The organism is Delftia sp. 60, assembly GCF_002754395.1.
In the GTDB taxonomy this organism is placed as follows: domain Bacteria; phylum Pseudomonadota; class Gammaproteobacteria; order Burkholderiales; family Burkholderiaceae_C; genus Comamonas; species Comamonas acidovorans.
In genome coordinates this window covers 1,951,214-1,977,531 of the sequence record NZ_PEFD01000001.1, presented here as the reverse complement: position 1 = coordinate 1,977,531, position 26,318 = coordinate 1,951,214, and the positions used below count along the sequence as shown (strand labels likewise).

The 26,318-nt window shown below is 68.2% G+C and carries 21 protein-coding genes; 8 read left to right on the top strand and 13 right to left on the bottom strand.

The window, feature by feature from the left end; translation table 11 throughout:
* Positions 1-957, bottom strand: coding sequence for a DMT family transporter (locus CLV01_RS08930; protein ID WP_099734511.1), 957 nt, complete (start codon positions 955-957; stop codon positions 1-3).
* A gap of 72 nt (positions 958-1,029) precedes the next feature.
* Here CLV01_RS08930 and CLV01_RS08925 point away from each other — a divergent pair, with 72 nt between their 5' ends.
* Positions 1,030-1,914 (top strand): LysR family transcriptional regulator, encoded by an 885-nt coding sequence (locus tag CLV01_RS08925; RefSeq protein ID WP_071954523.1) that lies wholly within the window; start codon positions 1,030-1,032, stop codon positions 1,912-1,914.
* Here CLV01_RS08925 and CLV01_RS08920 read toward each other — a convergent pair.
* Genes CLV01_RS08920 through CLV01_RS08910 form a run of 3 tightly spaced genes read right to left on the bottom strand, consistent with a single transcriptional unit; the run spans position 1,911 to position 7,294 of the window.
* Positions 1,911-2,153 (bottom strand): formate dehydrogenase subunit delta, encoded by a 243-nt coding sequence (locus CLV01_RS08920; protein ID WP_099734512.1) that lies wholly within the window; start codon positions 2,151-2,153, stop codon positions 1,911-1,913. The genes CLV01_RS08925 and CLV01_RS08920 overlap by 4 nt on opposite strands.
* Positions 2,153-5,089, bottom strand: a complete 2,937-nt coding sequence (gene fdhF, locus CLV01_RS08915; RefSeq protein ID WP_099734513.1) for a formate dehydrogenase subunit alpha — start codon at positions 5,087-5,089, stop codon at positions 2,153-2,155. Before fdhF ends, CLV01_RS08920 begins: the two co-directional genes overlap by 1 nt.
* 12 nt (positions 5,090-5,101) lie before the next feature.
* Positions 5,102-7,294: a formate dehydrogenase subunit gamma gene (locus CLV01_RS08910; protein ID WP_099734514.1), complete on the bottom strand. Its 2,193-nt coding sequence runs from the start codon at positions 7,292-7,294 to the stop codon at positions 5,102-5,104.
* A gap of 299 nt (positions 7,295-7,593) precedes the next feature.
* Between CLV01_RS08910 and CLV01_RS08905 the strand changes: the two genes are divergently transcribed.
* Positions 7,594-8,037 (top strand): MarR family winged helix-turn-helix transcriptional regulator, encoded by a 444-nt coding sequence (locus CLV01_RS08905; protein ID WP_016449026.1) that lies wholly within the window; start codon positions 7,594-7,596, stop codon positions 8,035-8,037.
* A 61-nt stretch (positions 8,038-8,098) separates the two neighbouring features.
* On the opposite strand, the gene CLV01_RS08900 is transcribed toward CLV01_RS08905, so the two are convergent.
* The 5 genes from CLV01_RS08900 to CLV01_RS08880 all read right to left on the bottom strand — a co-directional run bounded on the left by CLV01_RS08900 (position 8,099) and on the right by CLV01_RS08880 (position 15,224).
* Positions 8,099-8,602: a hypothetical protein gene (locus CLV01_RS08900; RefSeq protein ID WP_143290087.1), complete on the bottom strand. Its 504-nt coding sequence runs from the start codon at positions 8,600-8,602 to the stop codon at positions 8,099-8,101.
* Positions 8,603-8,763: 161 nt separating this feature from the next.
* Positions 8,764-10,080 carry an MFS transporter gene (locus CLV01_RS08895; protein ID WP_012203781.1) on the bottom strand — a complete coding sequence of 439 codons (1,317 nt, stop codon included), beginning with the start codon at positions 10,078-10,080 and terminating at the stop codon, positions 8,764-8,766.
* 353 nt (positions 10,081-10,433) lie between these two features.
* Complete coding sequence (locus tag CLV01_RS08890; protein WP_099734516.1) at positions 10,434-13,406, bottom strand: cytochrome c; 2,973 nt, start codon at positions 13,404-13,406, stop codon at positions 10,434-10,436.
* On the bottom strand, positions 13,403-13,915 hold the full coding sequence (locus tag CLV01_RS08885; RefSeq protein ID WP_099735340.1) for a (2Fe-2S)-binding protein: 513 nt from the start codon (positions 13,913-13,915) through the stop codon (positions 13,403-13,405). Before CLV01_RS08885 ends, CLV01_RS08890 begins: the two co-directional genes overlap by 4 nt.
* Before the next feature lie 151 nt (positions 13,916-14,066).
* The gene (locus CLV01_RS08880; protein WP_012203778.1) at positions 14,067-15,224 is read right to left on the bottom strand and encodes an FAD-dependent monooxygenase; all 1,158 of its coding nucleotides are present in this window, start codon (positions 15,222-15,224) and stop codon (positions 14,067-14,069) included.
* Positions 15,225-15,547: 323 nt separating this feature from the next.
* Here CLV01_RS08880 and CLV01_RS08875 point away from each other — a divergent pair, with 323 nt between their 5' ends.
* From CLV01_RS08875 to CLV01_RS08855, 5 genes are all read left to right on the top strand, one after another.
* A complete protein-coding gene (locus CLV01_RS08875; protein WP_012203777.1) occupies positions 15,548-16,336 on the top strand; it encodes a maleate cis-trans isomerase family protein in 789 nt (262 codons plus the stop codon).
* Positions 16,337-16,347: 11 nt separating this feature from the next.
* On the top strand, positions 16,348-17,199 hold the full coding sequence (locus tag CLV01_RS08870) for an alpha/beta fold hydrolase (protein ID WP_097203308.1): 852 nt from the start codon (positions 16,348-16,350) through the stop codon (positions 17,197-17,199).
* A 50-nt stretch (positions 17,200-17,249) separates the two neighbouring features.
* On the top strand, positions 17,250-18,335 hold the full coding sequence (locus CLV01_RS08865; protein WP_012203775.1) for a hypothetical protein: 1,086 nt from the start codon (positions 17,250-17,252) through the stop codon (positions 18,333-18,335).
* Complete coding sequence (locus CLV01_RS08860) at positions 18,332-19,021, top strand: N-carbamoylsarcosine amidohydrolase (protein WP_099734517.1); 690 nt, start codon at positions 18,332-18,334, stop codon at positions 19,019-19,021. Before CLV01_RS08865 ends, CLV01_RS08860 begins: the two co-directional genes overlap by 4 nt.
* A 107-nt stretch (positions 19,022-19,128) precedes the next feature.
* Positions 19,129-21,471, top strand: a complete 2,343-nt coding sequence (locus CLV01_RS08855) for a xanthine dehydrogenase family protein molybdopterin-binding subunit (RefSeq protein WP_099734518.1) — start codon at positions 19,129-19,131, stop codon at positions 21,469-21,471.
* A 13-nt stretch (positions 21,472-21,484) separates the two neighbouring features.
* Here the strand turns inward: CLV01_RS08855 and CLV01_RS08850 are convergent, their stop codons facing one another.
* The 4 genes from CLV01_RS08850 to apbC form a co-directional block, all read right to left on the bottom strand.
* A complete protein-coding gene (locus CLV01_RS08850; protein ID WP_099734519.1) occupies positions 21,485-22,792 on the bottom strand; it encodes a type II toxin-antitoxin system HipA family toxin in 1,308 nt (435 codons plus the stop codon).
* A gap of 14 nt (positions 22,793-22,806) precedes the next feature.
* Complete coding sequence (locus CLV01_RS08845; RefSeq protein WP_013803898.1) at positions 22,807-23,133, bottom strand: helix-turn-helix domain-containing protein; 327 nt, start codon at positions 23,131-23,133, stop codon at positions 22,807-22,809.
* A gap of 403 nt (positions 23,134-23,536) precedes the next feature.
* Positions 23,537-24,496, bottom strand: a complete 960-nt coding sequence (locus CLV01_RS08840) for a LysR family transcriptional regulator (RefSeq protein WP_099734520.1) — start codon at positions 24,494-24,496, stop codon at positions 23,537-23,539.
* Between the two features lie 19 nt (positions 24,497-24,515).
* Positions 24,516-25,607 carry an iron-sulfur cluster carrier protein ApbC gene (apbC, locus tag CLV01_RS08835; RefSeq protein ID WP_012203771.1) on the bottom strand — a complete coding sequence of 364 codons (1,092 nt, stop codon included), beginning with the start codon at positions 25,605-25,607 and terminating at the stop codon, positions 24,516-24,518.
* A 138-nt stretch (positions 25,608-25,745) separates the two neighbouring features.
* On the opposite strand from apbC, the gene CLV01_RS08830 reads away from it, so the two are divergent.
* Positions 25,746-26,306, top strand: a complete 561-nt coding sequence (locus CLV01_RS08830) for a restriction endonuclease (RefSeq protein WP_099735195.1) — start codon at positions 25,746-25,748, stop codon at positions 26,304-26,306.
* The last annotated feature ends 12 nt before the right edge of the window (positions 26,307-26,318 follow it).

Sequence of the window (26,318 nt, the reverse complement as noted above, 5' to 3'; positions counted from 1 at the left end):
TCAGCTCTGGACTGCGGTGCGCTTGGCAACCACGTGCACCGCAGCCGCAGGCCTGCGCCCCCAGTTCATCAGCGCCGTGCCGGCCACGGCCATGCCGCCGCCCAGAACGATGCTGGCATCGATGCTCTCGCCCAGCCACAGCGCCGACAGCGCCACGCCGATCACGGGCACCAGGGTGATGTAGCCAGAGGCCGCACCCGCACCCAGCGCCTTGACGCCGTCGAAGTACCAGGCATAGGCAAGCGCCGTGGCGCCGAAGGCCAGGAAGGCCAGCGCGCCCCAGGCAGTGCCGTTGCCAAGCACGGCAGCCTGCAGGCCGGCCGGCCCTTCCACCACCAGACTGGCCACCAGCAGCATGGCCGCGCCCATGGTCGAGGTCACGGCCGTGGCCGACAGCGCATCGACACCCGTGAGCAGCCAGCGGCCGATCAGGGTGTAGGTCACCCAGCACACCACGCAGCCCAGGATCAGCAGCTCGCCCGCGCCCACCGATCCCTGCAGCAGCGCCAGCGGCTGGCCATGCGAGATCACCACCACGGCGCCGCAGGCCGCCAGCGCCATGCCCAGGACAATGGTGCGGTTGAGCCGCTCGCCGAACAGCCAGACCGCCAGCGCCAGCGTGAGCACCGGGTTGAGCGTGATCACCAGGGCCGCCTTGCCGGCCGGCACATGCTGCAGCCCCATGAGGAAAAAGGCCGCATAGCCGAACACGCCCGTGGCGCCAGCGGCCGCCATGCCCAGCCAGCGCTTGGCGCTCCAGTGCCTGAGACCGGCCATGCCACCGGCCCAGTACAGCCAGGGCAGCAGCACGGCGGCGGCCAGCAGGAAGCGCAGGCTGGCGGCTGCCAGCGGCGGCATGTTCTGTGCCACCACGCGGCCCGCAGGCCAGGAAGCGCCCCACAGCAGGGCCATGCCGACAAGCCGCAGGTGGGGACCGAAGAAGCGTTGAAAATTCATGGCGCGTACTATGTGCTCATATCGATTCATAGACAAATGAGCGAATGCTCATGACCTGGACACCGTGATCCCATGACCTTCACCCAGCTCGAAGTGTTCGCGGCGCTGGCCCGCGCCGGCAGTTTCTCGCGCGCAGCCGCGCTGCTGGGCATTACCCAGAGCGCCGTCAGCCATGCCCTGCGCGCGCTGGAAGGCGAGCTGCAGGTGCAGTTGGTGCGGCGCGAAGGCCCCCACTCCCCGCTGACCGACGCAGGCACGCGGCTGCTGCAGCGCGCCAACGACATCCTCCAGCAAAAGGAGGCCTTGCGGCAGGAGGCCGATGCCGAACGCGGCATGGCGCGCGGCACGCTGCGCGTGGCCTCGTTCGGCGCCACCTCTTCGCTGCGTCTGCTGCCACCGCTGATCACCGAATACCGCCGCCGCCAGCCCGCCGTGCTGGTGCAGATCGACGAGCAAAACGACGACACCGTGGTCAAGTGGCTGCTGGAGCGGCGGGTGGAGATCGGCTTCGTCGTGCTGCCCGATGAGCGCTTCGAGACCGTGCCCCTGGTGGAAGACGAACTGGTGGCGCTGCTGCCCGCATCGCACCGGCTGGCGGCCCAGCGCAGCATCCGCGCAGCCGATCTGCAGGGCGAGGCCTTTGTACGCACCTCGGCCGGGTCGGGCGCGCACATCGACCGCTTCCTGGCCGAGGCAGGCGCCCAGCCTGCGGCCATCTACCACTTCGAGCAGATGTCCTCCATGCAGGGCTTCGTGGCCCAGGGTCACGCCATTGCGATTGCCGCACGCCTGGCCGTGCCCGAGCAGGCGCCTGAAGGCATGGTCTACCGCAGCCTCGCGCCCCGCCAGCGCCGCGTCACCGGCCTGGCCGTACGCAGCATGGAACGGCTGTCGCCGGCCGCTGCCGGCTTTGTGGAGCTGGCGCGGGAGATGGCGAAGAAGAAGCAGTTTGGCTAAGCCTGCGCCGCCGACGGCAAGGTCAGCGGATGCAGCACCAGCGCCTCGCGCACGATGGGCTTGAGCGCCTGGGCCTCGTCGGGGCTGGCCAGCACGCGGGCCAGTTCGGCGCGCATGCGGGGCTCCCAGAATTTGCGGATGTGTTCGGCAATGCCCTGCAGGGCCTCTTCGCGCTCGGGCATGGCCTCGAAGAACTCGCCGATGCGGTTGGCCATGCGGACCAGGTTGGCGCTGTCCATCACTTGCCTCCCGCCACGGCCATGCTGCCTGCCTGCGCGGCTTGCAACAGGCCGATCTGCTCTTCGTGCATGCGCGCAAAGCCGCGCTGCCAGTCGGACGGCTGGGCGTGCTGGGGGACCGGCAGCACCTGCACGGCCGTGACCTTGTATTCGGGGCAGTTGGTGGCCCAGTCGGAGCTGTCGGTGGTGATGACGTTGGCGCCCGATTCGGGAAAGTGGAAGGTGGTGTAGACCACGCCGGGCTGTATGCGCTCGGTGACGGTGGCGCGCAGCACGGTCTCGCCCGCGCGGCTGGCGATGCCGACCCAGTCGCCGTCGCGTATGCCGCGGTCCTCGGCGTCATGCGGATGGATTTCCAGCCGGTCCTCGCTGTGCCAGTGGCTGTTGTGCGTGCGCCGGGTCTGGGCGCCCACGTTGTACTGCGACAGGATGCGCCCCGTGGTCAGCAGCAGCGGAAAGCGCTGGGTGACCTTCTCGTCGGTGGCCACGTACTGGGTGATGATGAAGCGGCCCTTGCCGCGCACGAAGCGGTCCCTGTGCATGATGGAAGTGCCGGCCTCTTCGGTGCTGTCATTGCAGGGCCATTGCACGCTGCCCAGCCGGTCGATCTTGTCGTAGTTCACGCCCGCGAAGCTGGGCGTGAGCGCGGCGATCTCGGCCATGATTTCGCTCGGGTGCGTGTAGTGCATGGCGTAGCCCAGCGCATTGGCCAGGAGCTGGGTGACCTCCCAATCGGCATAGCCGGCCAGCGGCGCCATGACCTTGCGCACGCGCGAGATGCGGCGCTCGGCATTGGTGAAGGTGCCGTCCTTTTCGAGGAAGGATGCACCCGGCAGGAAGACATGGGCGTACTTGGCGGTTTCGTTGAGGAAGATGTCCTGCACCACCACGCATTCCATGGCCGAGAGCGCGGCCGTCACATGCTGGGTGTTGGGGTCGGACTGCACGATGTCCTCGCCCTCGCAGTACAGGCCCATGAAGCTGCCGGCCAGGGCCGCCTCGAACATGTTGGGAATGCGCAGGCCGGGCTCGGGACTGAGCGCCACGCCCCAGGCCCCCTCGAACTCGGCGCGCACCGTGCTGTCCGAGATGTGGCGGTAGCCGGGCAGCTCATGCGGGAAGGAACCCATGTCGCAGGAGCCCTGCACATTGTTCTGGCCACGCAGCGGGTTCACGCCCACGCCTTCACGGCCCACGTTGCCCGTGGCCATGGCCAGGTTGGCAATGCCCATGACCATGGTCGAGCCCTGCGCATGCTCGGTCACGCCCAGGCCGTAGTAGATGGCCGCGTTGACGGGAGTGCCCGCCGCGTGGTCCTCGGCACCCAGCGCATACAGGCGCGCGGCGCCGCGCACGAGTTCGGGAGCGACCCCGGTGACCTCGGCCATGGCCTCGGGCGAGTTCTCGGGCCGGGCCACGAATTCCTTCCACTGCGCGAAGGACTTGGCATCGCAGCGCTCGGCGATGTAGTCCTCGGCCAGCCAGCCTTCGGTGACGATGACATGGGCCAGCGAGGTGATCATGGCCACGTTGGTGCCGGGCCGCAGTTGCAGGTGGTAGTCGGCGCGGATGTGGGGCGACTTGACGAGCTCGATCTCGCGTGGGTCGATGACGATGAGCTTGGCGCCCGCACGCCGGCCGTCGCCGCGCAGGCGCTTTTTCATGCGCGAGCCGAACACCGGGTGCGCGGCCGTGGGATTGGCGCCGATGACCATGACCACGTCCGTGTGCTCGATGGACTTGAAGGTCTGCGTGCCGGCCGAGGTGCCATAGGTCTGGCCCAGGCCATAGCCCGTGGGCGAATGGCACACGCGCGCGCAGGTATCGACGTTGTTGTTGCCGAAGGCCGTGCGCACCAGCTTTTGCACCAGGTAGGCCTCTTCGTTGGTGCAGCGCGAGGAGGTGATGCCGCCAATCGAGTCCTTGCCGTGCTTCGCCTGGATGCGGCGGAACTCGCTGGCCGTGTGGGCAATGGCCTCTTCCCAGCTGACCTCGCGCCAGGGGTCGGTGATCTTCGCGCGGACCATGGGCCGGGTGATGCGGTCCTTGTGCGTGGCATAGCCCCAGGCAAAGCGGCCCTTGACGCAGGCATGGCCCTCGTTGGCCTGGCCGTCCTTCCAGGGCACCATGCGCACGACCTGCTCGCCCTTCATCTCGGCCTTGAAGCCGCAGCCCACGCCGCAGTAGGCGCAGGTGGTGATGGCGCTGTGCCCGGCCTGGCCCAGCTCGGTCACGGTCTTTTCCTGCAGCGTGGCCGTGGGGCAGGCCTGCACGCAGGCGCCGCAGCTGACGCAGTCGCTGTCCATGAAGCTGCCGCCCTGCCCCGCCGTGACGCGCGAATCGAACCCCCGGCCCGAGATGGTCAGCGCAAAGGTGCCCTGCGTCTCCTCGCAGGCGCGCACGCAGCGGTTGCAGACGATGCACTTGCTGGGGTCGTAGCTGAAGTACGGGTTGGAGACATCGACCTCGGCGCGCGCCTGGCCCTTGAAATGGTTGGCGCCGTCGAAGCCGTAGCGCACCTCGCGCAGGCCCACCGTGCCGGCCATGTCCTGCAGTTCGCAGTCGCCGTTGGCGCTGCAGGTCAGGCAGTCCAGCGGATGGTCGGAAATGTACAGCTCCATCACGCCGCGGCGCAGCTCCTGCAGTTGCGGGCTTTGCGTGCGCACCTTCATGCCGGGCTCGGCCGGCGTGGTGCACGAGGCCGGAAAGCCCTTGCGTCCCTCGATCTGCACCAGGCACAGGCGGCAGGAGCCGAAGGGCTCCAGGCTGTCGGTGGCGCACAGCTTGGGCACGCTGACGCCGCCTTCCATGGCAGCGCGCATCAGCGAGGTGCCCTCGGGAACGCAGACCTCGCGGCCGTCGATTTCCAGGGTGATCAGGCGTTCGGACGGGCTGGCGGGCGTGCCCCAGTCGGCTTGCTTCAAATGGTCGAGCATGGTGTTCTCCGTTCAGGCAGCCGCTGCGGCCGTGATGGACTCGATGCCGAAGTCCTGGGGGTAGTGGTTCAGCGCCGAGCGCACGGGATACGGCGTCATCCCGCCCATGGCGCACATGGAGCCATGCTGCATGGTGTCGCACAGGCTTTCCAGCAGGGCCACTTGGCCGGCGTGGGCGGCAGGGTCGGTGCCGGCGCGCACGATGCGGTCGATGACCTCCACGCCGCGCGTGGAGCCGATGCGGCAGGGCGTGCACTTGCCGCAGGACTCGATGGCGCAGAACTCCATGGCGTAGCGCGCCAGCTGCGCCATGTCGGCCGTGTCGTCGTGCACGACGATGCCGCCGTGCCCCACCACGTTGCCCTTGGCGGCATAGGCCTCGTAGTCCAGTGGCGCATCCCAGTCGGCCGGCGCCACATAGCTGCCCAGCGGGCCGCCCACCTGCACGGCCTTGATGGCGCGGCCGGTGGCCGTGCCGCCGCCGAAGTCTTCCATCAGTTCGCGCAGGCTCAGGCCGAAGGCCTTTTCCACCAGCCCTCCGCGCGCAATGTTGCCGGCCAGCTGGAACGGCAGCGTGCCTCGCGAGCGGCCCATGCCAAAGCCCTGGTAGAAAGCCGCGCCGCGCGCCAGGATCAGCGGCACCGTGGCCAGCGTGATCACGTTGTTGATCACCGTGGGCCGGCTCCACAGCCCCTCGATGGCCGGCAGCGGCGGCTTGGCGCGCACGATGCCGCGCCGGCCCTCGATGCTCTCCAGCATGGCCGTTTCCTCGCCGCAGACATAGCTGCCCGCGCCCTTGCGCACCTCCATGTGGAAGGCCCGTCCGCTGCCGGCCACGTCGCGGCCCAGCCAGCCTGCGGCCTCGGCGCGCGCAATGGCTTCGCGCAGGGTGGCGATGGCATGCGGATACTCGCTGCGCACATAGACCAGGCCCTGCGTGGCGCCCACGGCCAGGCCCGCGATGGCCATGCCTTCGATCAGCGTGTAGGGATCGCCCTCCATCAGCAGCCGGTCGGCGAAGGTGCCCGAGTCGCCCTCGTCGGCATTGCAGGCAATGTACTTTTGCGGCCCCGCTGCGGCGGCCACGGTCTTCCACTTGATGCCGGCCGGAAACGCCGCACCGCCACGGCCGCGCAGGCCCGAATCCAGCACCTCCTGCACGATGGCCGCGGGCTCCATGCGCGCCGCGCGCTCCAGCCCCTGCCAGCCGCCATGGGCTGCGTAGTCGGACAGGTTCAGCGGGTCGATGACGCCCACGCGCGCAAAGGTCAGGCGCTCCTGGCGCGCCAGGTAGGCAATGGCCTCGGTCAGTCCATGGCACAGCGCATGGCTGCCGCCCTGCAGCATTCCGGCATCGATCAGGCCCGGCACCGCATCGGCCGTGACCGGGCCGTAGGCCACGCGGCCTTCGGGCGTCTCGACCTCCACCAGGGTCTCCAGCCACAGCAGGCCGCGCGAGCCGTTGCGCACGATCTGCACCTGAAGGCCGCGCGCCGCGCACTCGCGCTGCAGGGCGCCGGCCACGGCGTCAGCGCCCACGGCCAGCGCGGCGGCATCGCGGGGCACATAGACGCGCACGCCGGGGCCTGCCCCTGCTCCTGCCTCTGCCCCTGCCCCTGCATGCGCAGGCTGGGCCGCCGGCTCGCCGGCCTGCTTCGGCTGGCGGCATTGCGCGATGAGTGCATCCAGTCCGTTGGCCGAGACATGCGCATGGGGCTGGCCATCGAGCATCACGGCAGGCGATGACGCGCACAGGCCCAGGCAGTAGACCGGCTCCAGCGTGACGGCGCCATCGGCACTGGTTGCATGCCCATGCCCGTGCCCACTCGATCCGCAGCCCAGCGCATGGCCTGCGTGGGCCAGCAGCGCGTCCGCACCGCGCGACTGGCAGGCCTCGGCGCGGCAGACCTGCAGCACATGGCGGCCCGCTGGCGTGCTGCGGAAATGGGGGTAGTAGGAGATGACGCCATGCACCTCGGCACGCGAGAGGTTCAGCGCATCGGCAATGCGCGGCACGGCGGCTTCGGGGATATGGTCCAGCATGTCCTGCACGGCGTGCAGCAACTCGATCAGGGGGCCGGGGCGCCGGGCGTGGACGGCAATGGCGTGCTCGACGGCCTCGCGCTCATGGGCGCCGAGTGCGCTGCCGGCAACAGCGGCATTGAGGACGGCGATGGGAATGATCTTCCCTTGTGTGGCTGGCATGGGTGTCCCTGCTGGCTTTCGTTGTGGGGAGCGGCGCGGTCCGGTCCGCTGGCGCTTTGTCTCTCATGCCATTTCAAGGCCTGCCGGGCAAGCCGTCAAATTCAAACGGATGATTGCGCCATTCAATCGGCAAATGAGCCGCCGGGCAGTGCTGCGCCTGCTGCCCCAGGTCTTGCGGATGCCGCAGCCAGCGCGGGTTTGCGCCACTTGGCAAATGCGCCCGGCTTGTCGCAAATCACACGGTATTTGGTGTGAATTTTGATAAGCTCACACGCACCATGAACCACCCGCCATCAGCCATGACGCCACAGGATGGCTATCATTTTTCAGACCAGATCGGCCACCTGCTGCGGCGTGTCTATCAGCGCCACACTGCACTCTTCCAGCAATACATTCCCGACTCGCAGCTCACGGCTGCGCAATTCGTGGTGCTGTGCTCCGTGCGCGACAACAGCGGCAGCTCGCTGGCAGACATCGTCAAGGCCACCGTGATCGACCAGGCCACCATCCGCGGCGTGGTGGACCGGCTCAAGCAGCGCGAACTGGTGCAGGTGGACCATGACCGCATCGACCGCCGCAAGGTCGTCATCAACCTCACCGAGGCCGGCCAGGACCTGGTGCGCGACATGGAGCCCTTCGCCAAGCAGATCACCGAAAGCACCTACGGCAAGCTCAATCCGGCCGAGCGGCTGGCGCTGGATTTTTTGCTCAAGAAGATGCTGGAAGGTGGCGAGGCGGATTGAAGAGCCCCTGTTTTCATGAGGATGGCTGCCAGGCGATCTCAAAGGGCTTGGGCCCTCGCCGTCAAAGCCCCATCAACCCAGGCAGTGCCTTTGCGCACGACCTGTAGCAAAGAAAAAACAGATTCTCACGCCCATCTTCCGGATAGAGATACCCAGCGCCTGCTGCATTGATGCTCCACCCATAGACCACGCCATTGCGCCGCAGCTTCCCACTGAAGGCGCAAGGCAGAATGATCGATTCATAGTGGAAGGTGGAGAAGGAAACCTCGGTTGCCGTGGAGAAATAACGGATGACATCCTTGGGCCGCAGCGCAATTTTCTCGCAGCCCATGGTTTGCCCTTCTCCGACCGAACGATGGATCGAGCCGAGCAAAACCACTGATTCTTCCTGGTTGGCCATCGCCTTTCGGGGAGCGACCAGCACTGAAAGGCAGAGCACAGCCAGGATTGCCGTGGCGACCAGGCCATGCCTGCGATAGCTGCCATTCAATGACATGAGAACAAGGATCCGCTGAAAATATGGCGCAGCGAATTGCTTGCGCCAGGAGCAGTCATTGTGTCGCATGGACCGGTTGCGCTCACAGGAGCTTCAGTCCATGGGTGTTCTCCAGCAAATCGGACAATCCGCACGCCCTGCCTTCGAAAAAGGCCTGATCCCCATTTGGGGACCCCATGAAAAAAGGCCTGCTTGCGCAGGCCTTTTTCAGTCGAAGTTCTTTCTCGGCGTCAATCCAGCGCCCGGTTGCGCGATTCCACATCCACGGCCCAGATCGACAGGGCGCCGCCCACCAGCATGGCGGACAGCACGGCCAGGGCCAGGGTGAAGTGGGTGGCCATGATGGGCGCAATGATGGCCGGGGCGAACAGGCCGCCGAAGCGCGCCACGGCGCCGGCCATGCCCATGCCGCTGGCACGCAGGTCGGTGGGGTAGACCTCGGGGGTGAACGCATACAGCGCGCCCCAGGTGCCCAGCAGCGAGAAGCTCATCAGCAGGGTGGAGCCGATGACCACGAAGGGCGACGAGCCCAGGCTGTAGAACATGCAGCCGACGGCGCTGAGCAGCAAAAAACCGATCAGCGTGGGCTTGCGGCCCCAGCGCTCCACGCCATAGGCCGACAGCGCAAAGCCGGGCAGTTGCACCAGGGCCAGCACCACCAGGAAGACCTGGCCGCGCATGAAGGCGAAGCCTTCGCTGCTGAGCTTGACGGGCAGGTAGACGAAGACACCGTAGTAGGCGATGGAGATCAGCGCCCAGGCCAGGAACAGCGAGAGGCTGCGGCGGCGCAGGTCGCCGTTGAACAGCGCGAGGATGGATTTGCGCTCCTGCTTTTCAGGCTGCAGGGCGGGGATTTCCGCCGTGGTGCCGTTGACCTTGGCCACCCGCTGCAGCACCTTGCGGGCCTCCTCGGACTTGCCGTTGCGGTTGAGGAACATGGGCGACTCGGGGATGTAGAAGCGCAGCACCACGCCGATCAGCGCCGGCAGTCCGGTCACGAAGAAGATCACGCGCCAGGCATCGTCGCCCCAGGACACGGCCACCAGCGCCAGGATGGCCAGGAAGATGGTGCCCACGGCCCAGAACGATTCCAGCAGCACCAGCCAGCGGCCGCGGCGGTCGCTGGGCAGGAACTCGGCCATCATGGTGTAGTCCACGGGCAGCGTGCCGCCCACGCCGATGCCGGTGATGAAGCGCAGCACCAGCAGCCAGGCGAACTCGGGCGCAAAGGCCGAGGCCACGCCCGCAAAGGCATCGATCACCACGGCCATCATCAGCACCGGGCGGCGCCCGATGCGGTCGGCCAGGCGGCCGAAGACGAAGGCGCCGATCAGCATGCCGATGAAGAAGAAGGTGCCGGTCTGCAACGCCTCGGGCACGGTCTTGCCGAAGGTCTTGGCAATGGACGGCGCGCTGAAGCCGATGGACAGCACCTGCATGGCATCGGCCAGCCAGACCAGCCCGAAGATGACGAACAGCCGATATTGGAACTTGCCGACACCCGCTGTCTGGATGCCTTTTTCCACCGAAATGTATGTAGATGACATGCAGGGACTCCTTTTCTAGCCATCGCAATTGTTGAATCTGTCTTTTCCCAGGCAAGGCCGTTCAGCTTGTGTTGCCGTCTCCTGCCGTGCCTTCCACCCTTCACACATCCGGAGCGAACCGCTCCCTCGGCGCCATCTCCATGGCCCGATGAAAAATTTCCGGATGTCGGTCTCTGCATCCGGGCGATGGGCGCATTGCGGACAGGCTGCACATCGACAGCGCCGTCCGTTGTTGCCCATCACCCGTCCCCAGCATCAGATGTCAGGACCCAGGCCCTGGAGAGATTCCAGGGCAAGGTGTCCATATCCGCGGCATCGCCCCTGCCGCCGCCCATTGCTGCCCATTGCCGCCCTCAGTGCGCATGCGCCTGTGCCTGCATGCGCAGCCGGTTAATCGTCTTCGTGTCGTCTGGCCAAGCTTTTTCCTCCGGTGCAAATCGTTCGCGCAAATATCCGAGCAGGTCCGCGATCTGCCTGTCGTCCAGGCTGTCCCCGAAGCCGGGCATGTAGCCCAGCGCATCGTCGGCCGGCGCCTGTATGCCGTTCAGGATCACCTGGACCAGGTTGTCGGGGCTGGCCGCATGCAGGTTGGTGTTCAGGGCCAGCTGCGGCTTGACGCCGAACAATGTGGGACCGCTGCCCGCCTCATGGCAGACGGCGCAGGCGTTCTGGTAGATGCGCTCGCCATTGGCGTGGCGGTCCAGCGCCCTGGCAGGTGGGGCCGCAGGCGCCACCGCCTGCACGGCGGCCGGCGCCGGTGGCGGCATGGCCGGGGCGGCCTGTGGGGCCTGGCCCGGCAGTTCCATCAGATAGGTGGCCATGGCGCGCACATCGGCTTCGGGCAACTGGGCCAGGCCGTGGATGACGGGCGCCATGGGGCCGGCTGCCACGCCATGGCGGGCCGAGAAGCCGGTGCGCAGGTACTGGTACAGCTCTTCGCGGCTCCAGGGCAGCTTGCCGCCGGCCAGTTGATTGAGCGCGGGCGCCGTCCAGCCTTCGGCCTCGCCGCCGCCCAGGTAGTGGATGCCGGTCTTTTCGGCACCCAGCGCATTGCGCGGCGAGTGGCAGGCCGCGCAGTGGCCCGCGCCTTCGACCAGGTAGGCGCCCCGGTTCCATTCGGCGCTGCGCGCAGGGTCGGCCTTGAAGGGCGTGGCGTCGTGGAACAGCAGGTTCCAGCCCGCCATGGCCGGGCGCAGGTTGTAGGGGAAGGCCAGCTGCGTCTCGGGCGCCTTGGCCTTCACGGCGGGCTGGGACATCAGGTAGCCGTAGAGGGCCTGCAGATCGCCATCGCTGAGCTTGGCGAAGGCCGTGTACGGGAAGGCCGGATACAGCTGGCGCCCATCCTGGTGGATGCCGTGGCGCATGGCACGCTCGAAGGCCGCGTAGGACCAGCGGCCGATGCCGGTTTCGTTGTCGGGCGTGATGTTGGTGGAGTAGATGGTGCCGAACGGCGTCTCCAGCCCGAAGCCGCCGGCATTGGCCGCGCCGCCCGGGGCCGTGTGGCAGACCACGCAGTCGCCCGCAGCCGCCACCAGGCGGCCGCGCTCCAGGGCCTGCGGCGAGTACAGGGAAACGTCGGGCCCGTCGGTCAGCGGCAGGGCCGGCTTCAGCGGCCAGGCCATGGCCGCCATGCCGGCAAGGCCTGCGGCGCCTGCGGCCAGCCAGCCCCAGCCACGGCCGGGCCGCGCCGCACCGGGCCTGCCCGCCCCCTCGCCCGCCAGCGCCAGGCGCAGTTGCTCTGGCTGGAAGGGCACTTCGCGCAGGCGCACGCCTGTCGCATGGTGAATGGCGTTGGCAATGGCGGCGGCGGCGGGCAGCGTGGCCACGCCATCCAGCGCCAGATCGCCCTGGCGGATGACCGCGACATCGCCGGGCGCATGCTGCGCCAGGTCGGAGCCGGGCTTGGCGATCACATCGAAAGAAGCAGCGGAAGCTGTGGACCCTGCCCAGTCGTCAAAAGCGGGGGCCGCGCCCAGCAGCCGGCGCGCATCGGCCAGCAATTGCGGGTCCTGCTGGACGATCTCGGGCCGCGTGCTGGCGGCCTGCGCCGCTTGCAGGCTGCGGCTGTCATGGCCGGCCACGACGCGGGTTACTTCGATCTCGCCCGTTTGCGGGTGCACGGCCACCTCGGCCACCCAGGCGCTCCAGGCATGGAGGTCGGCGCCCTGCGCGTCCAGGGTCTGCAGCTGGGCGGTGGCAAAGCCCCGGCCCAGCAGGCGGCCGTCGGCACCCTGGTGGGATGGTGCCTGCTGCGATGCCTGCGCACGCTCGGCCACCTGCCGGGCCAGATCGCGCACCGGGCCTTCGGGCAGGTGCTGCAGCCGCCATTGCAGCGGATCACGGCCCTGGTCCAGCGCCTGCTCATGCCAGTGGCTTTCGCGGGCAAAGACCTGGGCGGCATTCAGATCATCGACGCCGGCATGCCGCAGGCTGGCGGCCAGCCTGCGTTCATGCACTTCGCCGGCATCGAGCACGGTGGCCAGGGCCGCGGCGCGCGCCAGCTCGGGCTGGCTCAACAGGCGCGCCATGCTGGGGCGCACGGCCCAGGGCGTGTCGGACAGCAGCAGGTCTGGCTGCGGCGATGCATTGCCCGGCTGAGGCTGCACCACCGTGTCGGCTTCAAGCCCTTGCGAAGGCCGCGCATCCACGCGCAGCACCAGCTCCCGGCTGTCTGCGCTGCCCGCAGCAGTCCAGGCCTCGCAGGCCACGCTGACAGGCCGGCCCACGGCCTGGGACAGCAGGGCCGCATCGGCCGCTGCGTCCATGAGATCCAGCACATGCGGGGTGCCGGCCGCCGTGGCCGGCAGGCTGAACAGCCGCAGCGCGGACTCGGGGCATTGCAGCAATGCGGCCAGTTCACGGCCGATCATCTGCCGCACGTCGGCGTCGCAGGGCGGCAGCCAGACGCTGGCATGGCCGTCCAGGCACCACACGGCTGCGCGTGCGGCACCCTCGCAAGACACGGGCGCCACCATGCGCCAGACATAGCGGCCGGCATCGGGCAGGTCGGCCTTGTCAGCCTTGTCGGCTCTGTCGGCAGCACGGGGCGCGCTGGCGGCCCTGGCTTCCTGCCGGTCGTCCCAGGCAGGGGCCAGGCTGGCAGCGGCCTGCCGGGCATGGACAGGCGCCACGGCCACCACGCCCAGAAAATGCCCGCGCTGCACCGCAGCCACCACGCCGGCCATGGCCTGGGCGTCCTGCAGCCGTGCATGCAGGGGCACGCTGCCCCGGTAGCGCAGACCGTCCCAGGCCGCAACGGGCGGGCGCAGCGCCAGGCCGTGCAGCAGGTCGGAAGGCAGGGCGGGAGTGTTGCCGGCCGGGCTCATGGCTGGACCTCGCCCGCGCTGGAAGATGGAAAACCGGAGGGTGCCTGCAGCGCGGCGCGTTGCGCACGCAGCTGCACGGCGCGCAGGGCGGCCTGCATGATTTCCACATGCGTGCCGCAGCGGCACAGGTTGTGGTGCAACTCGTTGCGCAGCTCCTGCTCGGTGGGATTGGGGTTGCGGCGCAGCAGGGCCTCCACGGTCATGATCATGCCGTTGAGGCAGTAGCCGCACTGGGCCGCCTGGCAGTCGATGAAGGCCTGCTGCGTGGGGCCGGGGCACTGGCGCGAGCCCAGGCCTTCCAGCGTGGTGACCTCGCGGCCCACGGCCGCCCGCACGGGGATCACGCAGGAACGCGCGGCCACGCCATCGATCAGCACCGTGCAGGCGCCGCATTCGCCCAGGCCGCAGCCGTACTTGGGCCCGTTCAGCTCCAGGTCATTGCGCAGCACATGCAGCAGCGCCGTCCCGGGCGCTGCCGGCACCTCGCATGCGCGTGCATTGACCTGCAGGCGGATGGGGCTGGGGTACTGCTTGGATGGACTGGGGTTCCCATGGGACGAGGCTCTTGCAACTTGGCTGCGGTTCAGGATGTCGGCGTTCTGCGGCCGGACAGGAGGGGGGGATTCCCTCCCCTCCCCTCGTCCGGCAAGGCAGCGAGTATCAGGCCGCTGCCTTGACCTTGGGCTCGACCAGGGGCACGTTGAACACGTCGTAGCCGAAGCACCAGGACGGATCTTCGTTGGTGCGCAGCCAGGTGTTGTCGTGCGAGATGCGCTGCACCTTGCTGGCGCGCTCGGCACGGTTGGCTTCGTACAGGGCGAAGGCCAGCTCATGGTTGTGCGCGCCGACTTCCTTGAGGCAGCGCGCCAGCATGGCGCCGTCCTCGATGGCCATGGCCGCACCCTGGGCCATGTGGGGCTTCATGGGATGGCAGGCATCGCCCAGGAGCACCAGGCGGCCACGGCTCCACAGCGGCAGCGGATCGCGCTCGAGCAGCGACCACTTGGTCACTTCCACGGTGGCGTCGATCAGTGCCTGCACGGTGGGATGCCAGCCCGAGAAGGCCTCGCGCATCTCTTCCTTGCTGCTTTCCAGCCAGCGGTCGTTGAGATCCCACTTCTCGACGGGCACGCCGGTCACGTAGTACAGCTCGTCGGCCTTGCCGGTGACGAAGTAGGTCATCATGTGGCGGTCATCGCTCCACCACTTCACGCAGGCGTCGAAGGGCAGCATGCCGGCCTTGACCTCGGGCGTGGGGAACACGGCGCGGTGGGCCAGGTAGCCCGCGTACTTGGGCAGTTCCGGGCCCAGGAGTTCCTCGCGGATGCGGGAGTTCACGCCGTCGGCGCCGATGACGATGTCCGCCTCCTCGGTCGTGCCGTCCGCAAAGTGCATGACCACCACGTTGCCGCGGTCCTCCACCTTGGTCAGGAACTTGCCGTAGGCCATCACGCTGTCGGGCAGGGCCTCGACCAGCAGCGCATGGAAGTCGCCACGGTGCACGGTCAGGTAGCTGGCGCCGTATTCCTTGACGGCGTAGTCGCCCAGCGGAATCTGGGCCAGCACGTCGCCCGTCTGCCAGTGGCGGCTGTACCAGTAGTCGGGATGCGAGCCCTGCTCGTTGAGCGCGTCCTCGATGCCGATGCGGCGCAGGATCTTCATCACATTGGGCCCGACGTGGATGCCGGCTCCCAGGCGCGAGAAGCTGGGCGCCTGCTCATAGACGCGGACATTGAAGCCTTCCTGGAGCAGCAGCTTGGCAGCTGCAGCCCCGCCGAGACCGGCGCCGACAACGGCGATTCGAGGGGATTGAGACACAGTTTTCTCCTTGCAGGAATGTTGAAAGCCAGACGGGGCAACCGTTGCTTCGGCGCGTCCTTGCAGGGTGTAGAGCAGGAAGCGTGCCAGGCAACAAAACACTTAATTCAGGTGTATGCGCTTGAATTTTTCAAATCGACGCATGCACCATAGGGCGGCAGAATAAATTGAAGTTCGCCATTTTTGGTGCAATTTCTGCACCAAATCAGTACAAACCCCGAGAAAATTCTCATTTGCAAGGCGGCACGTCTTTTGCAAGAATAAAGCGTACACACTCAGTTGATTCTGATCAGAAACCCTCGAAACTTCGCAAAGGCAAGTCCATGACCAAAACGTTCCGCATCGGCCAGATCGTCCCCAGCTCCAACACCACCATGGAGACCGAAGTGCCGGCCATGCTGCAGGCCCACTCCACGCTGCGCCCGCAGGACCGCTTCACCTTCCACTCCAGCCGCATGCGCATGAAGAAGGTCCAGAAGGAGGAGCTGGCCGCGATGGACGCCGAAAGCGACCGCTGCGCGCTGGAGCTGAGCGACGCGCGCGTGGACGTGCTGGGCTATGCCTGCCTGGTGGCCATCATGGCCATGGGCAAGGGCTACCACCGCGTCTCGCAGCAGCGCCTGACCGAGCGCACGGCCAGCAATGGCGCCACCGCCCCGGTGATCACCAGCGCCGGCGCGCTGGTGGAAGCGCTCAAGGTCATGGGCGCCAAGAAGATCGCCCTGGTGGCGCCCTACATGATTCCGCTGACCCAGCTGGTCATGGACTACGTGGCCGCCGAAGGCTTCGAGATCGTGGACTGGCGCGCGCTGGAGATCCCCGACAACCTGGACGTGGGCCGCCACGACCCCGCCAAACTGCCCGGCATCGTGGCCGGCATGAACTACGCCGACGCCGACGTGATCGTGCTGTCGGCCTGCGTGCAGATGCCCTCGCTGCCGGCCGTGGCCCAGGTCGAGGCCCAGACCGGCAAGCCCGTGCTGACCGCCTCCATCGCCACCACCTATGCCATCCTCAAGGAACTGGGGCTGGACCCCGTGGTGCCGGGCGCGGGCGCGCTGCTGTCGGGCGCCTATCCCTACGACACCGGCACCAGCGCAGCCAAGGCCTGAGGAACACACGCATGACCAGCCACTCCAACTCCCCCACCCCCAGCACATTCCGCTACGGCGGCAACGTCCACGCCAACGGCATCCGCCAGCACTACCTGCGCTACGGCGGCGCCGAGGGCGAACGCGCGCAGCGCGACGCCGTCATCCTGATCCCCGGCATCACCAGCCCGGCCGTGACCTGGGGCTTCGTGGCCGAGCACCTGGGCCGCCAGTTCGACACCTATGTTCTGGACGTGCGCGGGCGCGGCCTGTCGTCCTCGGGCCCGGGCCTGGACTACAGCCTCGATGCCCAGGCCGCCGACGTGGCCGCCTTCGCCCAGGCACTGGGCCTGCAGCGCTGGGCGCTGGTCGGCCACTCCATGGGCGGACGCATCGCCGTGCGCGCCGCACGCAGCCAGCCGGTGGGGCTCACGCGCCTGGTCATCGTCGATCCGCCGGTCTCCGGCCCCGGCCGCCGCGCCTACCCGGCCGCCCTGCCCTGGTATGTGGACTCCATCCGCCAGGCCACGCTGGGCATGGATGCCGAGGCCATGCGCGCCTTCTGCCCCACCTGGACCGAAGAGCAGCGCCAGCTGCGCGCCCAGTGGCTGCACACCTGCCACGAGCCGGCCATCGTGCAGAGCTTCGAGGACTTCGGCCGTGACGACATCCATGCCGACCTGCCCCGCATCCAGCACCCGCTGCTGCTGGTCACGGCCGAGCGCGGCGACGTGGTGCGCAGCGAGGACGTGGCCGAGTGGCAAGGCCTGGCACCCCAGACCGAGCATGTGCGCGTGCCCAATGCCGGCCACATGATTCCCTGGGACAACGAGGCCGGCTTCTATTCGGCCCTGGGCGATTTCCTCGGCGCGCGGGTGGACTGAATGTCCAACCGCAGCCCACTCCCATCCATCGCGACACCAAGGAGCCGACCATGTCCGTCAGCGATATCGATCTGATCCACGCCTGGAAGCAGGTGCTCACGCTGTCCCGGCTCGAAGCCGGCCAGACCGTCACCGTGCTCACGGGCGCCGACACGCACCCGCAGACGCTGCGCTGCGCCATTGCCGCCTCCAGCGAAATGGGTGCACGCGTCAACCGCCTGGACCTGCCGCCCGTCAACGCCGAAAAATCGCTGAGCCGCGACTCGCTGGCCTACCTGGGCACGACGCCGCTGACCGGCAACCCCGCCGCCATCGCCGCGCTCAAGGCCAGCGACCTGGTGCTGGACCTGATGACCCTGCTGTTCTCGCCCGAGCAGCACGAGATCCTGCAGACCGGCACCAAGATCCTGCTGGCCGTCGAGCCGCCCGAGGTGCTGTGCCGCCTGGTGCCCACCGAGGGCGACCGCGCGCGCGTGCAGGCAGCATCCAAGCTGATCGAGGCCGCCGGGCAGATGCACATCACCTCGGCCGCGGGCACCGACCTGCGCTGCCGCCTGGGCAGCTTCCCGGCCATCTGCGAATACGGCTTCGTGGACCAGCCCGGCCGCTGGGACCACTGGCCCAGCGGCTTCGTGCTGACCTGGCCCGACGAGGGCGAGAGCAACGGCCGCGTGGTGCTGGACCGGGGCGACATCCTGCTGCCCATGAAGGACTACGTGACCGAGCCCATCGAACTCGTCATCGAAAAGGGCTACGTCACGCGCATCAGCGGCGGCCTGCAGGCCGACATCCTCAAGGAGTACATGGCCTCCTACGAGGACCCCGAGGCCTACGCCGTCTCCCACATCGGCTGGGGGCTGCAGCCGCGCGCCCACTGGTCCATGCTGGCCCACTACAACAAGGAAACCCACATCGGCATGGACGCCCGCGCCTTCGAGGGCAACTTCCTGTGGTCCATGGGCCCCAACAACGAGGCCGGGGGCAGCCGCACCACGGCCTGCCACATCGACATCCCCATGCGCCACTGCTCGGTGGCGCTGGACGGCAAGCCCACGGTCATTGACGGCGTGGTGCAGGACGAGGAAGGACTGGCGCGCGCCGCCAAAAGGTCCAAGCAAGGAAAGGACATCGCATGACCACGACAACCACCGGCCAGGCCCCCGGCGCGCAGAGCGTTCCCACCGAGGGCGTGCAGGGCGACATCTCTGCCTACGCGCGCCAGGGCTTCGGCACGCCGCTGCCGCTCAAGGCCCCGTTCGGCCTGCTCATCATCGACTTCGTCAACGGCTTTGCCGACCCGGCCGTCTTCGGCGGCGGCAACATCCCCGCAGCCATCGCGCAGACGCAGCACCTGCTGGCCCATGCGCGCGAGCGCGGCTGGCCCGTGGCGCACAGCCGCATCGTGTTCTCGGACGACGATGCCGACCACAACATCTTCTGCCTGAAGGTGCCCGGCATGCTGACCCTGAAGGAAGACAGCCCCAACAGCGCCATCGTGCCCCAGCTGGCCCCGGCCGCTGGCGAATACGTGGTGCGCAAGAGCACGCCCTCGGCCTTCTTCGGCACCATGCTCGCACCCTGGCTGGCACAGCGCGGCGTGCAGACCCTGCTGGTGGCCGGCTGCGTGACCAGCGGCTGCGTACGCGCCAGCGTGGTCGATGCCATGCAGTCGGGCTTTCGCCCGCTGGTGGTGGCCGACTGCTGCGGCGACCGCGCCCTGGGCCCGCACGAGGCCAACCTGTTCGACATGGCCCAGAAGTACGCGGCGGTGATGCCGCTGGGCCAGGCCATCGCCGACACCGACGCCCTCGCCGCAGGTTGATCCCACCGCGCCAACGCGCCTATGGGGCCGGCCCTGCGCAGCCGGCCCCGGAGTGCATAACATGCACAGGGCACGCCTGAAGGCGTGCCCGCGAAGAACACCGCCCCATGAACCTGCCCCAGCCCCAAGCCCTGCACGCACAGCTGCTCACGCGCGCCGACACCCTGCTCGTGGTGCGCCAGCCCGTGGCGCCGCCGCGCCCTGCGCCCGGCCAGCCCGGCACGGCCACCGACTATGTGCAGTCCACGCCAGAGGTCTTCGTGGCCGTGCTGGCCGACGAAGCCGCGCCCCAGGGCTGGCGCGCCCTGGCCTTCAACGGCCATGTGGACCTGGGCACGGGCATACGCACGGCGCTGGCGCAGATCGTGGCGGAAGAGCTCGAAGTGCCTCTGGAGCGCCTGGACATGGTGCTGGGCCACACGGCCGCCGCGCCCAACCAGGGCCCGACCATTGCCAGCGCCAGCATCCAGATCTCGGCCGTGCCGCTGCGCCGCGCCGCCGCCCAGGCGCGCGAGCAGCTGCTGGCACTGGCCGCGCAGCAATGGAGCGTGGCGGCGGACCGGCTCCAGGCGCGCGAAGGCCTGGTGCGCTTTGCCGATGGCAGCGATGCCCGCGAACTCCGCTATGGCGATCTGCTGCGCGGCCAGCAACTGCAGCTGACGCTGGCCCCGCCCGATCAGGAAGTGAAGCTCAAGCCCGCCAGCGAATACCGGCTGGTCGGCCGTGGCGCGGCGCGCGTGGACATCCCCGCCAAGGCCACGGGCGAGCTGAGCTTTGTGCACGATGTGCGCGTGCCCGGCATGCGCCATGGCCGCGTCATCCGCCCTCCGCACCCGGGCCGCGACGGTGGCGATTTCATCGGCCGCTGCCTGGTGGCCGTGGAGCGCGACTCCGTGGCCCACCTGCCCGGCAACGTGCAGGTGGTCACCGAAGGTGATTTCGTCGGCGTGGTCGCCGACCGCGAGGAACAGGCCATTGCCGCCATGCGCGCGCTGCGCGTGCAATGGCAGGCCGTGCCGCCAGCGCCTGACTTATCCGATCTGGCTGCGGCGATACGCGCCAATCCCGCCCAGCACCGCTCGCTGGTGGACCAGGGCACTGTGGACGATGCCTTCGCGGGCGTCGGCACGGGTGCGGCCACCGAACTGCGCCGCAGCTACGTCTGGCCCTACCAGATGCATGCCTCCATCGGCCCGTCCTGCGCCGTGGCCGATTTCAGCGAGGGCCGTCTCAAGCTCTGGGCAGGCACGCAGAACCCCCACATGCTGCGCACCGACCTGGACCGCCTGCTGCAACTGGGCGAGGACCGCATCGAGATCGTGCGCCTGGAGGCGGCCGGCTGCTACGGCCGCAACTGCGCCGACGATGTCTGCGCCGACGCCGCCCTGCTGTCCATGGCCGTGGGTACGCCCGTGCGCGTGCAGCTCACGCGCGAGCAGGAACACCAGTGGGAGCCCAAGGGCACGGCCCAGCTCATGGACGTGAGCGCGGCCATCGATGCCCGGGGCGAACTGCTGGCCTACGACTTTGCCGTGCGCTACCCCTCCAACGACGCGCCGCTGCTGGCCCTGCTGCTCACCGGCCGCATCCCGGGCGAGCCGCGCACGCTGGAGATGGGCGACCGTACCGCCGTGCCGCCCTACCGCTATGCCAGCCAGCGCATCACCTGCCATGACATGGCGCCCATCGTGCGCTCGTCCTGGCTGCGCGGCGTCTCGGCCCTGCCCAATTCCTTTGCCCACGATTGCATGATCGACGAGCTGGCCCATGCGGCCGGCGCCGACCCCGTGGACTACCGTGTTCGCCACCTCGATGACCCGCGCGCCATCGAGCTGATCGAGGCCACGGCTCGCCACGCCGGCTGGCAGCGGAATCACACAGGAAGCCGGGGCCGCCCCGGCGCCGACGGCCTGCTGCACGGGCGCGGCGTGGCCTATGCGCGCTACATCCACAGCCGCTTTCCCGGCTTCGGCGCGGCCTGGGCCGCCTGGGTCATCGACATCGACGTGGACCCCGCCAGCGGCCGCATCACCGTGCGGCGCCTGGTCGTGGGCCAGGACACGGGAATGATGGTCAACCCCGACGGCGTGCGCCACCAGATCCACGGCAACGTCATCCAGACCCTGAGCCGCAGCCTGATGGAGAAGGTCGCCTTCAATGCGCAAGGTGTGGCCAGCCGCGAATGGGGCAGCTACCCCATCATCGGCTTCCGCGACCTGCCCCCCATCGAAGTGGTGCTGATGCCGCGCCAGGACGAGCCCCCCATGGGCGCAGGCGAATCGGCCTCGGTCCCCGGCCCGGCCGCCCTGGCCAATGCGCTGTTCGACGCCACCGGCCGGCGCTTCTACGCCGCGCCCTTCACGCCCGACGTGGTGCGCGCCGCACTGAATGCCGCGCCGAACGCCACGCCAGAGACTGCGCTGGCAGGCCAGCGGACCCAGCCGGCCTAAACCGTCCAGGCCTTCACAGGCCCGCCAGTTTCCTGGCGTCATCCAGGTCCGGGTGGTCGAACGCCAGGGCAAACTCATCGAGCTCCTGCGCGGTCATTCCAACCTCCGCAGACAGGCCCAGCACGCGCCACTGCAACACGGCCTCGACAACTTGGCGCACGATCGCCAGCGACTGGTCGCGGCTCAGTGAAAATTGCGAGGCTTGGCCCATCAACTGCGCCATGCTGGTGATAGGGCCTGTGTCTTCGCTCAACCATGTCTTGGACTCACGGTTCTTTTCCGGCATGGGATTGATGTCGAATGCCGGGGAAAGCTGCCATTGGTTGTCCCCTACATAGAGGAACCCCAGGTTTTGCAGATGGTCATCGACATTGGTGATGAGGTGATGGAACACCAGGCGCCGCCATAGTTGCCGCGCGTCATCCACGTAGTTCGCGCTCAGCCCTTTCATCTGCGCGAGCACCTCGGTGTACGCGTGTTCATGCTGCCGACTCGCCTGCAGCAGTGTGGCGCCGGATATGTAGGGAATGCGCGTATCCCCGGGCCCACGGTCGAAACGGCGGATGACTGCCACAGGTGTGCCATGCACGGCAACCACATGGGCTTGTGCAGCATCAATGCCGGCCAGGCGTGCCAGTTTCAACGCCAGGACTTCGGCACGCGTCACATTGCGATCGTCCTGAACGCTGGGGAATTTCCCCAACGCCAAATGCCCCTTTTCATCAAGGATGCTGCACTTCGGGCGCATGCCTCCCAGCGAGGTCGCCTTGCCCCGCAGGTAGGCCAGATCCTGGGCCGACTCCCTGCCGAGCTCCACGGCCCTCGAGGAGGCGAGCATTTTCTCCAGTTCCAGCAACGGAGGCGTCGCAGTCTGCCCTGCGCGTACGGACTCCAGATAGACGCCTTGCGCACTGCGCAACCTCAGGGCGCCCATCCGGCTGAAGTCATCGACGGCGCAAAGGTAGTCGAGTTCGGTCAGTGCCCCAAGAGCCGGGTCCTTCTCGCGCCGCTTGGCATGCGCACGGGCAATGACACGCCGCCCCCAGGCATCCGGCTCCGTGTCTCCCAGCGCAAGGAAGAACAAGGAGTCCTCCCGGGTCTCTGGTTTGCGCGTCTGGTAGATCGGCGTGAGCGCGAGATCGGGGGAGACGTTGAACGCATCCTTGTGACCCAGCCAGTCCTGGAAGTAGGCGAACTGGGTGAACATGCGCATGCCGTTGCGCACGAATACCAGCCTGCCCACGGCCGTGCCCGCCTTGCCCAGGCACACGTCCAGTTCCGACTTCATGTTGTGGACCATTGCAGCGGAGCGCGTCACCATGTCGCATTCGCCCTTCAGAACGCCTTGGGTGCCTTGCGGCGTTTGCTGTAGATGCGCGCAGGCAGTTGCGCATCCATCAGTGCCAGTCCGACGGAGTCGGTCGGGGTGTCCAGGAGCAGGCGCAATTTCTCCAACTCACCGAAGACCTGCAGGGCACTTGCCAGATAGGAAAGCGCAATTCCGGGGTGGCCATCTTCCAGGCGGCGCACGGTGCTGACCGAAACGCCCATGCGGGATGCCAGATCGGCCTGCGACAGCCCCCGCCGCCGCCGCGCCAGTTCAATGCTCTGGCCCAGTGCCTTGATGGCCCGATCAACGGGAAGATTGGTTGCAGTTGCCATCAAAATATTCTCATACGAGTGCTTGCAGCATGCAAGCGCTCTGATATGAATGATATTACGGCCTTTGAACGATGCCCACCTGTGCCGGAAGAAACCCAACCGACAGCACTCCCGGTCGCTGCTTCCAGCGAAGGGCGCTAGGGCCTGTTCACACTAATGCGGGGTCGCGAAGCTGCCTGCCAGCCCGCCAATCAAGGCGCGCGACGCCGTGCGTGTGCTCACACGCACAAGGAGCGCAACGCTGAGTGGCGGGCTGGCAGGCAGCTTCCCTTCGGGTTGCCCGGCTGCGGGGCCGTCTGCGGCGTTGCACGCGCTTGCAAGGCACGGGCCTTGCTGCGCACGTGCGCCTTGCATACGACCCCGCAGCCGGGCAACGCGATCCTCGCATTAGTGTGAACAGGCCCTAACCCGCCAGCGCCCCCGCATGCCGCAGGCACTGCGCACGCCAATCGGCGTCGTCCTGCAGTTGCAGCGCCGCCTGCAGAGCGCGCGTGGGCGCCACGCCCTGCTGGGCCATGAAGCCTATGGGGGTGACCAGTTCGGGCGAGCGCAGTGGCCGCGCCACCAGGCCCGGCATGTGGCGCACCGTGGCCACCATGGCGCCGGGCAGCACGGTGGTCATGCCATCCGTTCCTTGCGCCACGGCCATCACCAGGGTCAGCACGGAGTTGGTTTCCATGGCGGGCTGCACGGCCATGTCCACGGCGGCGAAGGCCTCGTCGATCACCGTGCGGTTGTGCATGTCGGGGGTGAGCAGGCACAGCGGCATGCCGGCCACTTCGCGCCAGGCGATGTCGGCGCCAAAGGCAAAGGGCCGGCCCTCGCCCTGCCCATCGCGGCACTCGCGGCACAGCAGGTAGTAATGCTCCTCGTACTGGGGCCAGGACTGCAGGCGCGGGCCGCGCGGCGGCATGCGCGCGCTGTAGCCCAGGGCCAGGTCCAGCGACAGGTCTTCGAGCCCGCTCTCGATCTCGGCCGAGCTCATGGACAGCACCACGGGCGTGATGCCCGGATGGTGCTCGCGCAGCAGGGCCGCAAAGCGCGTGAGCATGGGCATGGCCGTGGGCACGGCCGCCATGCGCAGCTGCCCGCGCAGCGCGCCGGCGGCGGCGCTCAGTTCCTGGCGCAGGCCTTCCTCGGCCCGCAGCATGGCCAGGGCCGTGGCCAGCACCTGATCGCCCTCGGGCGTGAAGCCCGCGAACGAGCGGCCCCGGCGCACGATGACCGTGCCGAACTCCTCCTCCAGCGCGCGCAGCGCATTGGACAGCGCCGGCTGGGTGATGTGGCATGCCAGCGCCGCGCGGCCGAAATGGCGGTGCTCGTTGAGCGCCGCCAGATACCGCATCGAGGTCAGCAGGTTCATGCCGGCAGCGCCAGAAGGGTCAGGTTCCCTGGCTCACCGTGATGGTGGGGAACTTGCTCGTGAAATCGCGTGCCTTGAGCGCCACCTTCACGGCCAGGTCGCGCGCCACCTTCTTGTAGATCTGCGCGGCCTCGCTGTCGGGCTCGGCCACCACGGTGGGCTTGCCGCTGTCGGCCTGCAGGCGGATCTGCAGCGACAGGGGCAGGGCGCCCAGGTAGTCGATGCCGTACTCGGCCGCCATCTGCTTGCCGCCCTCGGCGCCGAAGATGTGCTCTACATGGCCGCAGTTGGTGCAGACGTGGGCCGCCATGTTCTCCACCAGGCCCAGGATGGGCACGCCCACCTTCTCGAACATCTTCACGCCCTTCTTGGCGTCGATCAGCGCGATGTCCTGCGGCGTGGTGACGACCACGGCGCCCGTCATGGGCACGCGCTGGGCCAGCGTCAGCTGGATGTCGCCGGTGCCGGGCGGCATGTCCACCAGCAGGTAGTCCAGATCCTTCCAGTTGGTCTGGCGCAGCATCTGCTCCAGCGCCTGCGTGGCCATGGGGCCGCGCCAGATCATGGCCTGGTCGTTGTTGACCAGGAAACCGATGGACATGACCTGCACGCCATGGCTTTCCATGGGCTCCATGGTCTTGCCGTCAGGGCTTTCGGGGCGGCCCGAGATACCCATCATCATGGGCTGGCTGGGGCCGTAGATGTCGGCGTCCAGGATGCCCACGCGCGCGCCCTCGGCGGCCAGCGCCAGCGCCAGGTTGGCCGTGGTCGTGCTCTTGCCCACGCCGCCCTTGCCGGACGAGATGGCGATGATGTTCTTGACGCCCGGCAGCAACTGCACGCCGCGCTGCACCGCATGCGCGGCGACCTTGGATGTGATGTTGACCGAGACATTGCCCACGCCCTCGACGGTCTTGGCCGCCGCGACGAACTGGCCGCGCAGCGCCGGCACCAGGCTTTGCGCCGGATAGCCCATCTCCACGTCGAAGGCCACGTCGGCCCCCGTGACCTGCAGGTTGCGCAGGGCGCGGGTGCTCACATAGTCCTTGCCGGTGTGGGGGTCGAGCACGCTGGAGAGCGCGGCCAAGAGCGCTTGTTCTGTGACTGCCATTGCTTTGATTACTCCTAGAGCCGGATAGTCTATCCAAGGCACCATCCCCTCGCTCACGCGAGACAATGCGGGCCTTGCTGCCTTTGTGGCCCCTGTTCCCGCCTTTTTCCGCGAAAGATCCGCCCCGTGAAATTCAAGATGGCCCACAACTCCCTGTTCGCGATCCTGCTGCGCTCGCGCTGGTGGATCAGCATCGCGCTGGCCGCGCTGGTGACCCTGGTGTCCACGGCGCTGCTGCCCAAGGACATCGCGCCGTTCGCCGCCATCACCGCCCTGCCCTTCTTCGGCATAGGCTGCGTTGCCGCCTGGCGCCAGCTGCGCGCGCCCAGCCCCGCCAAGGTGGAGCAGGCCCTGGAGATCGCCGCCCAGCAAAGCTGGCGCGAGTTCGCCGATCGGCTCGATCGCGCCTGGCAGGCCGAGGGCTACACCGTGACCCGCCTGTCCGACAAGGATGGCGCCGACTTCGTGCTGGAACGCGAAGGCCGCACCACCGTGGCCAGCGCCAAGCGCTGGAAGGCCGGCGTGCACGGCATGGAGCCGCTGCGCGCCCTGCTGGCCGCAGGCCAGGCGCGCGATGCGACCACGGTCTGCTACCTGTCGCTGCAGCCGCCGGCCGAGAATGCGGCCGCCTGGGCCAAGCAGCAGGGCATCGCCCTGATCTCCGGCAAGGACCTGGGCTCCCTGCTGGCCAAGGCCTGATCCCTTCGGGGT

What these genes read in the sequence shown, in the direction of transcription:
- CLV01_RS08925 (WP_071954523.1), top strand. Translation starts at nt 1,030, where the DNA reads ATGACCTTCACCCAGCTCGAAGTGTTCGCGGCGCTGGCCCGCGCCGGC.
- CLV01_RS08930 (WP_099734511.1), bottom strand. Translation starts at nt 957, where the DNA reads ATGAATTTTCAACGCTTCTTCGGTCCCCACCTGCGGCTTGTCGGCATG.
- CLV01_RS08900 (WP_143290087.1), bottom strand. Translation starts at nt 8,602, where the DNA reads ATGCGACACAATGACTGCTCCTGGCGCAAGCAATTCGCTGCGCCATAT.
- CLV01_RS08910 (WP_099734514.1), bottom strand. Translation starts at nt 7,294, where the DNA reads ATGCCAGCCACACAAGGGAAGATCATTCCCATCGCCGTCCTCAATGCC.
- apbC (WP_012203771.1), bottom strand. Translation starts at nt 25,607, where the DNA reads ATGGCAGTCACAGAACAAGCGCTCTTGGCCGCGCTCTCCAGCGTGCTC.
- CLV01_RS08840 (WP_099734520.1), bottom strand. Translation starts at nt 24,496, where the DNA reads ATGAACCTGCTGACCTCGATGCGGTATCTGGCGGCGCTCAACGAGCAC.
- fdhF (WP_099734513.1), bottom strand. Translation starts at nt 5,089, where the DNA reads ATGCTCGACCATTTGAAGCAAGCCGACTGGGGCACGCCCGCCAGCCCG.
- CLV01_RS08845 (WP_013803898.1), bottom strand. Translation starts at nt 23,133, where the DNA reads ATGGCAACTGCAACCAATCTTCCCGTTGATCGGGCCATCAAGGCACTG.
- CLV01_RS08860 (WP_099734517.1), top strand. Translation starts at nt 18,332, where the DNA reads ATGACCACGACAACCACCGGCCAGGCCCCCGGCGCGCAGAGCGTTCCC.
- CLV01_RS08905 (WP_016449026.1), top strand. Translation starts at nt 7,594, where the DNA reads ATGACGCCACAGGATGGCTATCATTTTTCAGACCAGATCGGCCACCTG.
- CLV01_RS08855 (WP_099734518.1), top strand. Translation starts at nt 19,129, where the DNA reads ATGAACCTGCCCCAGCCCCAAGCCCTGCACGCACAGCTGCTCACGCGC.
- CLV01_RS08875 (WP_012203777.1), top strand. Translation starts at nt 15,548, where the DNA reads ATGACCAAAACGTTCCGCATCGGCCAGATCGTCCCCAGCTCCAACACC.
- CLV01_RS08890 (WP_099734516.1), bottom strand. Translation starts at nt 13,406, where the DNA reads ATGAGCCCGGCCGGCAACACTCCCGCCCTGCCTTCCGACCTGCTGCAC.
- CLV01_RS08830 (WP_099735195.1), top strand. Translation starts at nt 25,746, where the DNA reads ATGGCCCACAACTCCCTGTTCGCGATCCTGCTGCGCTCGCGCTGGTGG.
- CLV01_RS08870 (WP_097203308.1), top strand. Translation starts at nt 16,348, where the DNA reads ATGACCAGCCACTCCAACTCCCCCACCCCCAGCACATTCCGCTACGGC.
- CLV01_RS08920 (WP_099734512.1), bottom strand. Translation starts at nt 2,153, where the DNA reads ATGGACAGCGCCAACCTGGTCCGCATGGCCAACCGCATCGGCGAGTTC.
- CLV01_RS08850 (WP_099734519.1), bottom strand. Translation starts at nt 22,792, where the DNA reads ATGGTGACGCGCTCCGCTGCAATGGTCCACAACATGAAGTCGGAACTG.
- CLV01_RS08895 (WP_012203781.1), bottom strand. Translation starts at nt 10,080, where the DNA reads ATGTCATCTACATACATTTCGGTGGAAAAAGGCATCCAGACAGCGGGT.
- CLV01_RS08865 (WP_012203775.1), top strand. Translation starts at nt 17,250, where the DNA reads ATGTCCGTCAGCGATATCGATCTGATCCACGCCTGGAAGCAGGTGCTC.